Origin of the sequence: Acinetobacter sp. YH01018 (assembly GCF_013420295.1) — a bacterium.
Classification (GTDB): domain Bacteria; phylum Pseudomonadota; class Gammaproteobacteria; order Pseudomonadales; family Moraxellaceae; genus Acinetobacter.
Genome location: NZ_VOYL01000036.1, coordinates 1 through 14,291 on the forward strand (window position 1 = coordinate 1; position 14,291 = coordinate 14,291).

General features: G+C 39.4%; 12 protein-coding genes. 11 read left to right on the forward strand and 1 reads right to left on the reverse strand.

What is annotated here, in order from left to right:
* The first annotated feature begins 414 nt into the window (after nucleotides 1-414).
* The 7 genes from FTT83_RS11605 (at nucleotide 415) to hisC (ending at nucleotide 7,532) form a co-directional block, all read left to right on the forward strand.
* Nucleotides 415-1,869, forward strand: coding sequence for an RNA polymerase factor sigma-54 (locus FTT83_RS11605; protein ID WP_180042537.1), 1,455 nt, complete (start codon nucleotides 415-417; stop codon nucleotides 1,867-1,869).
* Between the two features lie 172 nt (nucleotides 1,870-2,041).
* Nucleotides 2,042-2,374 (forward strand): ribosome hibernation-promoting factor, HPF/YfiA family, encoded by a 333-nt coding sequence (gene hpf / locus FTT83_RS11610; RefSeq protein WP_086197707.1) that lies wholly within the window; start codon nucleotides 2,042-2,044, stop codon nucleotides 2,372-2,374.
* 137 nt (nucleotides 2,375-2,511) lie between these two features.
* Entirely contained in the window at nucleotides 2,512-2,763 is a 252-nt protein-coding gene (gene ibaG / locus FTT83_RS11615; RefSeq protein WP_004650949.1) for a BolA family iron metabolism protein IbaG, read from the forward strand.
* Nucleotides 2,764-2,769: 6 nt separating this feature from the next.
* Complete coding sequence (gene murA, locus FTT83_RS11620; protein WP_166171032.1) at nucleotides 2,770-4,026, forward strand: UDP-N-acetylglucosamine 1-carboxyvinyltransferase; 1,257 nt, start codon at nucleotides 2,770-2,772, stop codon at nucleotides 4,024-4,026.
* The gene (hisG, locus tag FTT83_RS11625; RefSeq protein WP_086197705.1) at nucleotides 4,026-4,721 is read left to right on the forward strand and encodes an ATP phosphoribosyltransferase; all 696 of its coding nucleotides are present in this window, start codon (nucleotides 4,026-4,028) and stop codon (nucleotides 4,719-4,721) included. The genes murA and hisG overlap by 1 nt, the downstream gene beginning before the upstream one ends.
* 197 nt (nucleotides 4,722-4,918) lie before the next feature.
* On the forward strand, nucleotides 4,919-6,220 hold the full coding sequence (gene hisD / locus FTT83_RS11630; protein ID WP_180042536.1) for a histidinol dehydrogenase: 1,302 nt from the start codon (nucleotides 4,919-4,921) through the stop codon (nucleotides 6,218-6,220).
* Between the two features lie 220 nt (nucleotides 6,221-6,440).
* Nucleotides 6,441-7,532 (forward strand): histidinol-phosphate transaminase, encoded by a 1,092-nt coding sequence (gene hisC, locus FTT83_RS11635; protein ID WP_180042535.1) that lies wholly within the window; start codon nucleotides 6,441-6,443, stop codon nucleotides 7,530-7,532.
* A gap of 77 nt (nucleotides 7,533-7,609) precedes the next feature.
* Here the strand turns inward: hisC and pabB are convergent, their stop codons facing one another.
* The gene (pabB, locus tag FTT83_RS11640) at nucleotides 7,610-8,980 is read right to left on the reverse strand and encodes an aminodeoxychorismate synthase component I (RefSeq protein WP_086197702.1); all 1,371 of its coding nucleotides are present in this window, start codon (nucleotides 8,978-8,980) and stop codon (nucleotides 7,610-7,612) included.
* 256 nt (nucleotides 8,981-9,236) lie between these two features.
* On the opposite strand from pabB, the gene FTT83_RS11645 reads away from it, so the two are divergent.
* The 4 genes from FTT83_RS11645 to FTT83_RS11660 all read left to right on the forward strand — a co-directional run bounded on the left by FTT83_RS11645 (nucleotide 9,237) and on the right by FTT83_RS11660 (nucleotide 14,268).
* Nucleotides 9,237-10,271 carry a DUF6160 family protein gene (locus tag FTT83_RS11645; protein ID WP_180042534.1) on the forward strand — a complete coding sequence of 345 codons (1,035 nt, stop codon included), beginning with the start codon at nucleotides 9,237-9,239 and terminating at the stop codon, nucleotides 10,269-10,271.
* 197 nt (nucleotides 10,272-10,468) lie between these two features.
* Nucleotides 10,469-11,308 carry a C39 family peptidase gene (locus tag FTT83_RS11650; protein ID WP_180042533.1) on the forward strand — a complete coding sequence of 280 codons (840 nt, stop codon included), beginning with the start codon at nucleotides 10,469-10,471 and terminating at the stop codon, nucleotides 11,306-11,308.
* 47 nt (nucleotides 11,309-11,355) lie between these two features.
* A complete protein-coding gene (locus FTT83_RS11655; RefSeq protein WP_180042532.1) occupies nucleotides 11,356-12,591 on the forward strand; it encodes a hypothetical protein in 1,236 nt (411 codons plus the stop codon).
* A 12-nt stretch (nucleotides 12,592-12,603) separates the two neighbouring features.
* Nucleotides 12,604-14,268 (forward strand): OmpP1/FadL family transporter, encoded by a 1,665-nt coding sequence (locus tag FTT83_RS11660; RefSeq protein WP_086197698.1) that lies wholly within the window; start codon nucleotides 12,604-12,606, stop codon nucleotides 14,266-14,268.
* Nucleotides 14,269-14,291: the final 23 nt, after the last annotated feature.

Here is a 14,291-nt window from a genome sequence, read left to right on the forward strand (position 1 = left end):
CCTTCCCGAACTCAGAAGTGAAACCTCTTAGCGCTGATGGTAGTGTGGGATTACCCATGTGAGAGTAAGTCATCGCCAGCTCATTATTCCTTAAAAAGCCCCCTCAAACGAGGGGGCTTTTTTTATGTCTAGATTATTAAAACCTTAAAATTATTATTTGATGATGAATGAAATTAGATTCTTTAACGGAATTGATTTTTCTGCTATTTAGATAATTAGATTTCATTTTTTGAGTAAGTTATTAATTTATATAAATATTTATTAATATTTCGTGAGTATTTTATCGAAAATATAATTAAAAAATTTTAAATTTGTATATTTTTTATGTGTATCTATGATATAAAAATTAAAACGGCACAAAAATTGCTTACAAGATGTGTTTTCATAAATAGCAGTTAAAAAGAGTAGGGTAATATGAAGTTATCGGTTGGATTAAAAGTTGCAAACTCCTTGTCACTGACACCGCAGTTACAACAAGCCATTCGTTTGCTTCAACTTTCTAGTCTTGAACTAGAGCAAGAAATTCAGATTCAACTTGATAGTAATCCCTTACTAGAGAAGGTTGAAGAGCAATCTTCGATTGAAAGTTTATCCACCTTACAAGATCAGGAACGCGATAATAAAGATTTAACCAATGAGTTGAATGCCAACCATCTTCCTGATGATTTACCTGTCGATACTGATTGGGATGATGTCTATACCCATCAACCGACGAGTCTTGGTTCCCCTGAATATGAAGAGCGTGAAGATAACCGTCAGGGACATCTTGGTCTAAAAGAACACATACTTGAACAAATCAATTTGTTGCATTTTTCTGCTGTAGATCGCCTGATAGCACATTGTATTGTTGATTCTTTAGATGAAAAAGGTTTTTTAGATGCTGAAATTGCTGAAATCACGGCATCTGTGCAGCATTTATTGGAAACTATGGATTATGAGGATGAAGTGGAAGATGATGAAGTCCTTGTTGTCTTAAAACATATTCAGCATCTGGATCCTCCAGGTGTAGCATCACGTAATCTGGCAGAATGTTTATTGGTACAATTGGAAAGTTTACCTGTACATCAAGCTTATCGTCATGAAGCGATAACTTTACTAAATCATTATGAATTATTGATTTCGAATGAATTGCCAAAATTGATCAAACAAACGGGTTTGAATCCTGAACAATTGAAATGTGCAGTTGATCTGTTAAAGACCTTAAAAGCTTATCCGGGAATGGAGTTTGAAGAAAAAGACTCTGATTATCAAATTCCCGATGTGGTGGTCATGAAAAAGAATGATCATTGGCAAGTGCAGTTAAATCAGGATGTTATGCCTAAATTAAGGGTCAATTCTTTTTATGCCAGTATGATTAAACGTGCAGATCAAAGTAACGATAATCAATATTTACGCAATCAAATGCTGGATGCCAAAAATTTTATTAAAAGTGTCGATGAGCGTCATAAAACCTTATTAAAAGTGGCCACCTGTATCGTGGAACATCAAAAAAGATTTTTGGAAATAGGTGCTGAAGGGATGAAACCTTTAGTACTGCGCGATATTGCGGAAGAGGTGGAATTGCATGAATCTACAGTTTCTCGGGTGACGACCAATAAATTCATGCTGACCCCGCGCGGCTTGTTTGAACTGAAATATTTTTTTTCCAGTCATGTGGCAACGACTTCAGGTGGGGAGGCATCTTCAATTGCGATTCGGGCAAAAATTAAAAAGTTAATTTCCGAAGAAAATCCACGCAAGCCTTTATCTGACAATATTATTGCCAATTTGTTAAAACAAGATGGCATTGATGTGGCACGTCGAACTGTCGCTAAATATCGAGAGTCGTTACATATTCCTTCATCTTCTGAACGAAAAGTCTTGATCTAATTTTTAAAATCTGATTATTCTAAGGATTCATTATGACAACATAATGAATCTTTTTTCTTTTAAAGGTGTGGTGGAAATGATTTAAAGTGTAAATTGCAGAATTCTAGGTTCTGTCAGCAGATCATTTCGGCTACGACTTTAACTAATCCTAAAGAAGGTGAGGGATAGAATTATGCAAATAACAATTCGTGGTCATCACTTAACTATCACCCCTGCAATTGAAGATAATATTCGTTTAAAATTTGCTGAAATGACCAAACATTTAGATCAGGTCAATAGTATGCAGGTGAAATTGAGCAAAGATCATCAAGTAGATAAACGATCAAGAAAAGGAAGTTTGAATCATATTGCAGAAGCAATTATTCGTGTACCGGGGGCAGAATTGTTTGCACAGGCAACAGCTGATGATATGTATACATCAATAAAAAAATTAACAGAAAAACTTAAAAGACAGTTGCATAAGCATAGAAAAATGCAGGTTGCATCCCCATCTTTAATGGCATAGTTTTGTTGCTGAACAAAAAGAGGTTTTTTATGACCTCTTTTTTTATATATTAAATGTTATAGCTTAATGATTTATTTTTCATATTTATAGTAAAATGGCAGGTTTTTACACCGTTGGTCCTATAAGAGGTCTTTGTGATGAATAGTGAACAGCTCACTGAAATTTTAAAAGCTGCTTTTCCAGAGGCTGAAGTTGCAGTTAGTGGGCAAGGCGGGAAATTTGATCTTCGCATTGTAGATGAACAATTTGAAGGCAAACGTCCGGTGGCACGCCAACAGACAGTTTATGCTCCGTTAAATTCATATATTGCCAGCGGTGAAGTACATGCAGTAACTATTCGTGCAATGACCAAAGAAGAATGGCGTAAAGCAAGCTTATTCGGAGCTTAGAACTAGATGGATAAATTTTTAATTCAGGGCGGTGTTAAGCTCGAAGGTGAAGTGCGTATTTCTGGTGCAAAAAATGCAGCACTTCCATTACTTGCTGCAATGATTCTCCCTGAAACTCCCACCACATTAACCAATGTTCCAAATCTTAAGGATGTGAACACGTTGGTAAAACTGATTGCTGGTTTGGGTGTTCAAATTTCTTATGAAGGCGATACCGTTAAAGCGGATACGTCTACATTAGATAATCAGTTTGCCCCCTATGAACTGGTCAAAACCATGCGTGCTTCTATTTTGGTGCTTGGTCCGTTATTGGCGCGCTATGGTAGTGCAAAAGTATCTCTTCCTGGTGGATGTGCCATTGGTTCACGCCCAGTCGATCAACATCTTAAAGCATTAGAAGCTTTGGGTGCTGAAATTGAAGTTGAAGCCGGTTATGTTAATGCCAAAGTCGATGGTCGTCTCAAAGGTGGCGAAGTGGTCTTTGATATGGTGACTGTGGGCGGTACTGAAAATATTCTGATGGCAGCAGTATTAGCTGATGGCGTCACAACTATCCGTAATGCAGCTCGTGAACCTGAAATCACTGATCTGGCAAAAATGCTGATTAAAATGGGTGCGAAAATTGAAGGTTTGGATACCGAGACTTTAGTGGTTACCGGTGTTGAGCATTTACATGGCTGTGAATATGCTGTAGTTGCCGACCGTATTGAAACAGGTTCATATTTGGCTGCCGCGGCAATTACCGGTGGTAAAGTAAAAACGACCCATACCGATCCAGCATTACTTGAAGCCGTTTTGGATAAGTTTGAAGAAATGGGTGCGGAAGTGACCCGTGGTGATGACTGGATTGAACTCGATATGATGGGTAAACGTCCTAAAGCGGTCAGCTTCCAGACCCTGCCACATCCAGAATTCCCAACTGATATGCAAGCTCAGCTTATGGCTGTCAACGCGATTGGTCGTGGCTTTGCCACGATTTCTGAAACGATTTTTGAAAACCGTTTTATGCATGTACCTGAATTGGCACGTATGGGCGCAAATATTCAGGTTGAAGGTAACGATGCAGTGGTTACAGGGGTGGAAAAACTTTCAGCTGCTCCTGTAATGGCGACAGATTTACGTGCTTCTTTCTCTTTGGTTTTGGCTGCATTGGCTGCCGAAGGTGAAACCCTGATTGACCGTATTTATCATATTGATCGCGGTTATGAAGATGTTGAAGCGAAGTTACAAGGTTTAGGTGCCCAAATTAAGCGAGTAAGTTAATGAGCGATATGAGAAACGATGATCCAAACTTTGACGTTATGGGTAATTTTGATCATGGTTTAACTTTAGCATTAAGTAAGGGACGTATTTTAAAAGAAACTTTACCTCTGCTAGAAACAGCAGGAATTAATTTACTGGAAGATCCGGATAAATCCCGTAAATTAATTTTCCCAACCACACATAAACAGGTCCGTATTTTAATTTTACGTGCCTCTGATGTACCGACTTATGTGGAAAATGGTGCAGCGGATTTGGGTGTTGCAGGTAAAGATGTGCTGATGGAACATGGCGCACAAAATGTATATGAACCATTAGACCTGAAAATTGCCAACTGCAAACTCATGACAGCGGGTAAAGTCGGTATGGTTCGTCCGAAAGGCCGTTTAAAAATTGCCACTAAATATGTGAATCTTACACGTCAATACTATGCCAGCCTGGGCGAGCAAGTTGATGTCATCAAGCTTTACGGTTCGATGGAACTTGCGCCACTGGTTGGTTTAGGTGATTATATTGTTGATGTCGTAGATACGGGTAATACGCTACGTGCCAATGGTTTAGAGCCTTTGGAAGAAATCTGCAAAGTATCTTCACGTTTGATTGTAAATAAAGCCAGCTTTAAACGTAAACAAGCACTGCTTAATCCGATTTTGGCACAGCTTGAAAAAGCAGTGGAAGAACGCGAAAGCAAAAAATAAGCAGCGCTGCATGCTCATTTGAAAAACCGTCATCCTGTGGCGGTTTTTTTATGCCCATTTTTATCATAACGGCTTAAGCCCCGGATTTATTCGATGATTCACAAAGTAATTTCCTATAAAACTATGTGAATAGATGCGTGATAGATACCCACAAAGTCTGGGAAACAAGGTAAACTAAAGTTTTCCTATTAAACCTTGTGGGTAAATTGATGCGACGTTTATCGACTCAAGATCAAAGCTTTAAACAGGCCTTTGCGGACTTGTTGGCTTTTGAGACAGTTAGTGATCCTGAACTTTTAAAAACCGTAGACCAAATCATTGCTGACGTACGTCTGCATGGGGATGCTCATGTTCTTAAACTCACTCAACAGTTCGATCGACATCCAGCGCATCAATTTTCTGATCTAGAACTCACTCAAGAACAACTTAAAACGGCTTTTGAAGGTTTAACTACAGAAGTTCGTGAAGCATTAGAATTGGCTGCAAACCGTATTCGTGAATTCCATCAAGCACAAAAGCAGGATGGTTGGACCTATGTTGATGCTTTGGGAAATACCTTAGGGCAAAAAATTACCCCGCTGGATCGTGTCGGTATTTATGTACCGGGTGGTTTGGCATCGTATCCGTCTTCAGTCTTGATGAATGCCGTGCCTGCGCATGTTGCAGGCGTGCCTGAAATTATCATGGTGGTTCCGGCGCCAAATGGTGAACTCAATCCCCTAGTATTGGCAGCGGCATATCTGGCTGGTGTGCACCGTGTATTTACCATTGGGGGTGCGCAAGCAGTTGCAGCATTAGCTTATGGTACGGAAACCATTCCCTCTGTCGATAAAATTACTGGTCCAGGTAACCGTTTCGTAGCAGCAGCTAAACGTGCTGTATTTGGTCAAGTCGGTATTGACATGATTGCAGGACCATCCGAAATTTTGGTATATGCAGAAGGTCAGAATAACGCGAAATGGCTGGCAATGGATTTATTGTCACAAGCTGAGCATGATACAGTTGCACAAGCGATTTTTATCACCCCAGATGAGCAGCTTTTAAACGACGTTGAACAGGCGATTGAAGAACATTTGGCGGCTTTGCCAAAAGCTGAAATTGCTCGTACTTCAATTGCTAACCGTGGGGCATTGGTTTTGGTGAAAGATCGTCAGGAAGCGATTGACCTCATCAATCAGGTTGCGCCAGAACATTTAGAGCTTTGCCTGGATGAAGCAGAGAAAATGTCGGAAAATATTCGCCATGCCGGTGCCATCTTCATGGGACGTTATACGCCTGAAGCGATTGGTGATTACTGTGCCGGTCCTAACCACGTATTACCAACATCAGGCACAGCGCGTTTCTCATCACCACTCGGGGTGTATGATTTCCAGAAGCGTTCCAGCCTGATTATGTGCTCGCAAGAAGGCGTGAAAACTTTAGCAAAAACAGCGGATATCTTGGCGCAACAGGAAAACCTGGATGCACATGCACGTTCAGCGCGTTATCGTTATCAGTAATAAATCATAGGCTAGATAGAAAAAATCTGGTTTTCTAAAATTATAAACCTCTCCCTAACCCTCTCCTGAAAGGAGAGGGGAAACTCATATTATGAGAATAACTTTGATGTTTGATTGCATCATTTATGAGATGAAGATTCCTCTCCCTGAGCGAGCTTTAATGATTGCTTTAAAGCAAAGCGCAAGATGAGGTTAGGAGAGGGAAATAAGAGAAAATAAAATGTCGACCATCACCACAGAGCAAATGCGTTTTTGGAGTCCTGAAGTACGTGAACTCGAACCTTACGTACCAGGTGAACAACCCAAAATCCAAAACTTATTAAAACTCAATACCAATGAAAATCCCTATCCCCCATCACCAAAAGTGGTCAAAGCGGTTCAAGCGGTATTGGCCAATTCAGCAGATGTGCTGCGTTTATATCCAGACCCGGATGCATCTGCTTTAAAACAGGCGATTGCCAAACAGCAACATGTCTCGGTAGATCATGTATTTGTAGGTAATGGCTCTGATGAAGTATTGGCACATATCTTCAAAGCATTTTTTGTCCAAGAGTTGCCAGTGCTTTATCCGGACATTACCTATAGTTTTTATCCGGTTTACAGTCAGTTCTTTGGGGTAAAAACCAAAGTTTTGCCATTGAATGATGATTTTGAAATTGTGGTGGATGATTATAAACAGGCCAATGGCGGGATTATTATTACCAATCCGAATGCACCGACCAGTATCGCACTGGGTTTATCAGCCATTGAAGATGTGCTTCAGGCCAATCCAGATTCAGTGGTCGTCATAGATGAAGCTTATGTGGATTTTGGTGCTGAATCGGCGGTAAAACTGGTTGAGAAATACGATAACTTGGTGGTTTGCCAAACTACATCTAAGTCTCGTTCACTGGCGGGATTACGTGTCGGTTTTGCCATTGCACAGCCACATCTCATCGCTGCCCTTGAAGCGGTGAAGAACAGTTTTAATTCTTATCCGATCGATCGTTTTGCGATTGCAGCAGCTGTAGCATCTTTTGAAGATCAAGAATACTTCGAAGCGCAAAATGAGAAAGTGATTGCAAGCCGTGAAAAGTTGGTTGCCCAATTGGCTGAGCTTGGCTTTAAAGTTTTGCCATCGAGTGCAAACTTTATTTTTGCGTCATTAGCGAGTCGAGATGCAGCTGAGCTTGCTGCTGAATTGCGCGAACGTGGCATTATCGTACGTTATTTTAATAAGCCCCGTATCAACCAGTTCCTGCGTATTACCATTGGTACCGACGAGCAAAACCAGCGTTTAGTCGATACCTTGAGAAGTGATATTTTAGCTTAATTAAACACCTCCCTTGCGGAGCAGTGCTCCTCACCTTTTATAAAGGGAGGAGGGATTTGAAGTCAAAAAAGCGATTCTCAGGAATCGCTTTTTTGTTGATTTGGCTTATACCAGGTATTAAGCAAATCCAGCATGGCAGACACTTTATCAAAACATTCCTGATATTCGGCATCGCAATCTGATGCAATGGTGATCCCTCCGCCAGCCCAAACAGAAATATCATTCTGATATTTTTGAATTGAGCGAATCAAAATATTCCATGAACCTGTACCATCAAAATTAAAATACCCCATCGAACCACAGTAGGCACCACGTGGAGCACCTTCAAGTTCCTCTATAATTTGCATGGCACGAATTTTGGGAGCGCCTGTGATTGAACCGCCCGGAAGAGCTGACATCAGAACGTGAAAAGGATTGATATCTTGCCTTAATCTAGCAGTGACTTCACTCACCATATGATGAACTTGATTAAATGACTCAATTTCAAAAAGTTTTGGTGTTTTAACAGAGCCTGTTTCAGCGTATACGCTCAAATCATTACGCAGTAAATCAACAATCATTACATTTTCGGCTTGGTCTTTTTTAGAGTGAATTAAGCTTTGCTTGGATTGCTCATCTTGCGCAACATCTGAATATCTGGGCATAGTGCCTTTAATCGGTTTTGTGGTGATTTTCCGATTTGCTTCAAACTTGATAAACAGTTCGGGAGAGCAGCTTAATAATTCAAAATCATTGATTTTGAGATAACCTGAATAAGGTGCATCAGTCAATTGCCAAAACGCTTCTGCTGTATCTAACAACAAACCTTGTGCTTTGGTTGTAAATTCTTGAGTTAAATTAATTTGATAACAGTCACCTGCCCGAATGTAATCTTGAATCTGATTAAAGGCATTCACATACTGTTTTTTAGTCCAGCGTGCGGTACAAGGTCGAGTGAGGGTGAAATTTTGATTTTCTTTACTTGGCTTGTTTTTGTTTTGCAAGGCATTTTGAAGTACCTGAAAGATCGCTTCAGCCTCATGTTCATGACTAAAAAAGGTCCAGCCTTGATCGGTCAGTTTAATATAGCTGCAATAAATGCCTAAAAATAAAGAGGGCTGGTTCTTGGATTGAATATTGACGTGTTGTTGGGCAGCTTCATCATAACTGATAAAACCGATTAAACCACCATTGAAATCGGAGGTGTGATTTTGCAAATCCTGCTTAAAAAATTGATTGAAATCAATTGGTTCATTTTTTTGTTGATATTTGTTTAACGATGTTCTGGTAAATTTCTGAATTTTGTTATTTTGCATCAGCATATATTCAGAAGCCAAAATTGCAATGACAGGTTGCTTTACATTTTTTAAGTAAACCACATGGTTAAGATGCGATAAGCATAAAAGAATTTCAGTAGGATTAAGCTGTTGCTTGGTTAGCAATTTTTGAAAAAAAACAGGCTCATTCATACGACGTGACTTAATAAATTCGATACATAGATGGTCTATTCTATAACATTGTTGATGCATAAAAACTGTAAATACCGTTTATCGGTAACATGTAGATTGCGACCAACAGCAGTTGAACAAAAAATGACACAGAGATAACTTAGCTAGGGCAAACCAGCTGCTCAAGGAAAGCCTCACTATTGTCAAAAAATAAAAAACAATTAGTGAAATCGAGTAGTTAACAATCAAAAAAATAATACTCTTGGGAGAGTACGAAATGAAAAAATTTACTAAACTTGCTTTAGTTTCTTCATTAGCAATTAGCGCAAATGCGATGGCAATGCAAGCAATGGATGATGCTTCATTGGGTGCTACTACTGGTCAAGATGGTATTAACATCGGGATCGGTATTTCTAGAATTACGATCGATAAATTATTCGTTCATGATAATGATGGTTTAAGTACTAAAGATGCTACTGGTACAGTTATTCCTACTACTGCTTTAGGCGGTACTGGTAATGCGGGTGCTATTTCAATCAAGGGTGCAAAAAACTCAGAAACAATTACATTAACCAATGGTGGTACCATTGATCGTAAAGACCAAGGTATTTTTATTGGTGCAAACTACCAATCATTATTAGCTACTGGTAACCTTGCTGATTTGCAAATTGATAGCGATGCTGGTTCAGGGAGTGGTAATACAGCATTTATCAACATTGCAGCTCAAGTTTCTGGTTTGGAAATCCATATTGGTGAGATTGGTGTAACAGCATCTGGTGCAAATGATCCTGCTGTTAATATCCGTCGTGGCGGTAATGATTCTAACTACAATGCGATTTTAAGTGGTTTGTCTGTTAAAACAGGTAAAATGACTGCCAATATTCAATTGGGTGCAGCGCCTCAAGGTGCCATGATTAAATTGGATTCTGTAATGCAGGGTGGTCTTGAAATCAAGAACCTAGGTATTTTAGATAATTCAACAAATGGTGCTGTGGTTGCAGTTCACCCAACTGCTGGTCCAATTAGTACTACAGGTCCAGGGGAAATCTTTATTGAAAGCATTAAAGTTGCTGATGCCAATTCAACAAACTTAACTATGAAAGCAAGTGTAAGTGTATTTGGTGAGTCGGCAGCGAATAAAGGCTTTGTGCGTATTGTAAGCACAAATGACAAAATTGATAATTATGTTAAAGGCATTCATTTAGGTAGCCGTACTGCTGGTTCTATTGGTGATGTAGAAGTTCAAGGTTTGCAAACATTCTACGGTGCTAGTTATGATAAAGGTTCTATGATTAGTATTTCTGGTCATTAATTTCGAATTGAAAAAAGCGCGTGAAATCACGCGCTTTTTTTTACAAAAATAATGTTAAATTTTTCAAATAAACTAAAAAAAAGCTGTTTTTTTTTATAAAAAAGGTTATCTTCCTTTTTACATGGATGTAGAGTAATAACTCTAGAAAAATAATGAGCAAAGGCACGTCATGCCGATAACTAGAAAAGTCAGAAGATATGTTAGAGATCGCGTTAGGCTCGGCATTGATGTATTACGCTGCCAAAGAAGCCTTTGAAATTAAAAAAAAGCCAGCGGAAGCTGTGTATTACACTGAAACCTTAGACTCTCGCCAAGATTCATTCACTCGAATGCATAGAGAAGCAGTCCTCATTAAACCTGCTGTAGAAGATCAATTTAGGGGTATTGTACGTCAAGCTTATGACTATAGCTGTGGATCAGCAGCATTAACGACCTTGTTAAATGGTTATGTTGATGTTGGTGTAACCATGACAGAACAACAAGTTATGAATGGTTTGCTTAAATTTGGTGAGACCGAGAAAATCGTCGAGCGACGTAGTTTTTCCTTACTTGATATGAAACGCTTTGTCGGAGCAATCGGTTTCGAAAGCGGGGGATATAAAGGCGAATTTTCCGATTTAGTGAAACAGGGACAACCAGCCATTGTGCCAATTTCTTATGCAGGATTTAAACATTTTGTGGTGTTTAAAGCATACAAGAATGGCCGTGTTTATGTAGCTGACCCTGCAGTGGGTAATATTAGTTTCGATGAAACACGTTTCAAGGATATCTGGGAAAACAACACCCTATTTTTAATTAATGTCGCACCTGAAAAGAGAAAAAGTTTATTAGCACTTCAGGATACAGACTTACGACATGTCGAAGATGCAACTGTCAATCGCTATGCTTTCGTTAACATGCAATATCCGCAGTTCTATATGGATAAAATTGCCAATAAGGCATCAACGATTCGTTTAGACAAGAATTTAAATGAAGACTCGGAAAAATTTGGGGAATCGACATATAATTTTTTACGTCTTTATTACAAAAGTAAATAAAGTATAAAAGTAAGTAGATTAAAAAAATAAAAATGGTGGGATGGAATATGAATCGTAAATGGATGAACAAAACTTTATTGGCTTTGAGTGTTCAAATGGCAATAGGGGGGGTATATGCAGCTGAAGAACCGGCACTCGGAGAATACGAGGTTGTAGATCAGCAGGAAACAGAAGTTCAATCTACAGCATCACAGTCTGCAAATGTACAACCTGAAGTAACCGCAAATGTTCAAGTGGAAGAGTCAGCACTCGGTGAATATGAAGTGGTTGATGAACAGGTTGAAGAGCCAGCAGCAACCTCATCTGCCGATAGTGCTCCAGCGGCACAGCCACAACCTGTTAATGCAAATGAGCAAGCTTCTTCTGCTTTACAGCAGCAAGAAGGGGATGCAAGTAAAGAAGCTAACTTACAAGAAGTCTTTACCTCAAATGAAAGACAATATTCTTTAATTAAAAAAGGTGAGATTTCATCTTATTACGATATTGATTATACCTATTATCGTGATACACAGATTGATGCTGAAATGGCGAGTGGACAACTGTATCAACTCCGTGTTCAAGAAAATGCGACCCATTCTGTTACCAATACATTTACTGCGCAGTATGGCATTCTAGATAATTTAACCTTTACGGCTTCAGTACCTTTAGTCGCTAAAACAGATTTATTAAAAGATACTTCTACAGCAGGTCTAGGTGATATTTCTTTTGGTACGCGTTGGGAGCCTTTCCCTCTAAAAGCTGGCAGACTACCCCTGATCTTATTCGGTAATATTTCTACTAAAACTGGTGATAGTCCTTATGAAATTAATGCGACTAATGATCTAGCAACCGGTAAAGGTTATTACTCTGCAGGGATTGGTGCAAGTACGCGTAAATATATCGATCCAGTGGTATTGTTTGCTTCCGTATCTGCCAATTATGGCTTTAAAGAAACGGGTTTAAATCAACGTCGTGGTTTACGAGTACTGGATGAGTTTCAACCTGGGATCAGTGGAGGTTTTGCTTTAGGTTTTGCCTATTCATTTAACTATGATGTGTCTATGACGATGTCATATCAGCAAAGTTTTAATACCGGTTCAGAATTTACTTATACTTCGGGTGAGAGTTATTCACCAGCTGACCAGACCAGCTCCACTTTAGCAATTTCATTGGGTGTTCGTGTTTCACCTGAAACTATTGTCAATGGGACTGTGGGTATAGGCCTGACAGAAGATGCGCCAGATGTATCTTTAGGTTTGTCATTCCCACTGGATATTTTAGGTTTCGGTAAGAAACTACGCTAAGAGGGTAGTCGTATGTATAAGATTCGACTTCGCCCGTTAGCTGCAGCAATTATCGTCTCGGGCTGTTCAAGTGCAACTTTCGCTCAATTAGGTACTAACTTATCTGTTGATGTCAGATCATTGAGTATGGGAAATGCGGTTACTGCAGATCCTCCTGGTATTAGTGCAATTCATTTTAACCCTGCAGCTTTGACCAAAATTGAAGGTCTGCAAACCGATGTGCAGGGGATTCTTGCTAATTTTGATATCCAACGGGAATTTTCTGTTCCTGCTGGTTATAACGTATTTGGCTATTCAGATGACCCGATGGTGTGTAATGACGGGCCAGAGATTTCTTCCGATTTATGTACAGACTTTAAAGGCACAGTGAATGGGGATGTTGAATACGTCAGTCTATACGTCCCAGTATTAAAAAAAATGGTGGATCTTGGTGAAGGTCTACCCATGGCTGCACCTACAGCAGGTATTGCTTACAATCCACCAGGTTCAAAAACAACTTTTGCAACTGCAATGTATGCACCTTTGGTTGCCGGTTTTGGTGCGGAAAATGGCAATCCTGCGAATTACATGGGGCAACAGGTTGCTCTAGAAAGGATTACCTATTTATCTCCATCTATTGCCTATCAAGTGAATGATGAGTTATCCGTGGGTGCTTCTATAGGTATGTCATACCAAGCCATTGGTTTAAAAACGGATTTGCGTTTTCCCAATGAATTAATTGGTATGTTACGAATGATTGATGAGGTCGTTTGTACACCTTTTAAAGAAAACTCGGACATTATTACTGACATTCTGTTGTTAGGTATATGTAATGCCCAAGAAGGTATGAACCCATTTGGCAGGTTCGGGCAAATGCAGCTTGCTCTGGAACAATCACTTAGCCCAAGTTATAACCTGGGCGTATTGTGGGAACCGACTGAGGATTTTAGCTTTGGTATGGTATATCAAAGTGCGGCAAAAATGCGTTTGAAAGGTAAATATCACATTGATAACGCAAAGGCACCACGTGAGCTGATCAATGGTTTAATGTCATCTCCTACAGGTCAAATTCTTGCGGCAATTTTGGGGTTTCCTAATAATATTCCTGCAAGTGAGTCAGGTCTGGTTTCAATGGATTTTGAATATCCAGCCCATTTTCAAGCAGGAATAAAATATAAGCTTTTACCTGATTTACAAGTCAATTTTGATGTGGGCTGGACAGATTATAAAGCGTGGGACAAGTTTAAATTTGAATTTGACCGACAAATTTCAGCATTAAAAATTGCCAAATTACTTTCTGAAAATATTGGTGATTCTTCTCTGGCACTTCCACTGGAATTTACTTCACCTTGGAATTATGGGATAGGTCTGGAATATTCTGCAACAGATCGTCTGAAATTACGTGCCGGATATGAACCGCGTACTAGTGCAATTCCTGATAATAAGCGAAATACAATGGTGCCGATTAACAATGCACAATTGTTTGGCTTGGGGGTAGGTTATCGTTTCGATGCAGATACCGATCTGGATTTATCGATTGGTTTCTTACGTAGTAAAGATAACATTCCAGCAAATACCAGTAGTTTAGCAAACCAAACGGGTGTGAATAATATTCTACTAAATCCATATGCAGGTTTAAATGTTAAAACGAATACCAAAGTCACAATTTTAGGCTTGAACTATAGAACACGATGGTAGAGAAATTGAAAATAATGAAAGGG

Excerpts from the sequence above, each read along its gene's own strand:
- ibaG (WP_004650949.1), top strand. The coding sequence starts at position 2,512 with ATGAATAGTGAACAGCTCACTGAAATTTTAAAAGCTGCTTTTCCAGAG.
- murA (WP_166171032.1), top strand. The coding sequence starts at position 2,770 with ATGGATAAATTTTTAATTCAGGGCGGTGTTAAGCTCGAAGGTGAAGTG.
- hpf (WP_086197707.1), top strand. The coding sequence starts at position 2,042 with ATGCAAATAACAATTCGTGGTCATCACTTAACTATCACCCCTGCAATT.
- FTT83_RS11645 (WP_180042534.1), top strand. The coding sequence starts at position 9,237 with ATGAAAAAATTTACTAAACTTGCTTTAGTTTCTTCATTAGCAATTAGC.
- FTT83_RS11660 (WP_086197698.1), top strand. The coding sequence starts at position 12,604 with ATGTATAAGATTCGACTTCGCCCGTTAGCTGCAGCAATTATCGTCTCG.
- hisG (WP_086197705.1), top strand. The coding sequence starts at position 4,026 with ATGAGCGATATGAGAAACGATGATCCAAACTTTGACGTTATGGGTAAT.
- pabB (WP_086197702.1), bottom strand. The coding sequence starts at position 8,980 with ATGAATGAGCCTGTTTTTTTTCAAAAATTGCTAACCAAGCAACAGCTT.
- FTT83_RS11655 (WP_180042532.1), top strand. The coding sequence starts at position 11,356 with ATGAATCGTAAATGGATGAACAAAACTTTATTGGCTTTGAGTGTTCAA.
- FTT83_RS11605 (WP_180042537.1), top strand. The coding sequence starts at position 415 with ATGAAGTTATCGGTTGGATTAAAAGTTGCAAACTCCTTGTCACTGACA.
- hisC (WP_180042535.1), top strand. The coding sequence starts at position 6,441 with ATGTCGACCATCACCACAGAGCAAATGCGTTTTTGGAGTCCTGAAGTA.
- FTT83_RS11650 (WP_180042533.1), top strand. The coding sequence starts at position 10,469 with ATGTTAGAGATCGCGTTAGGCTCGGCATTGATGTATTACGCTGCCAAA.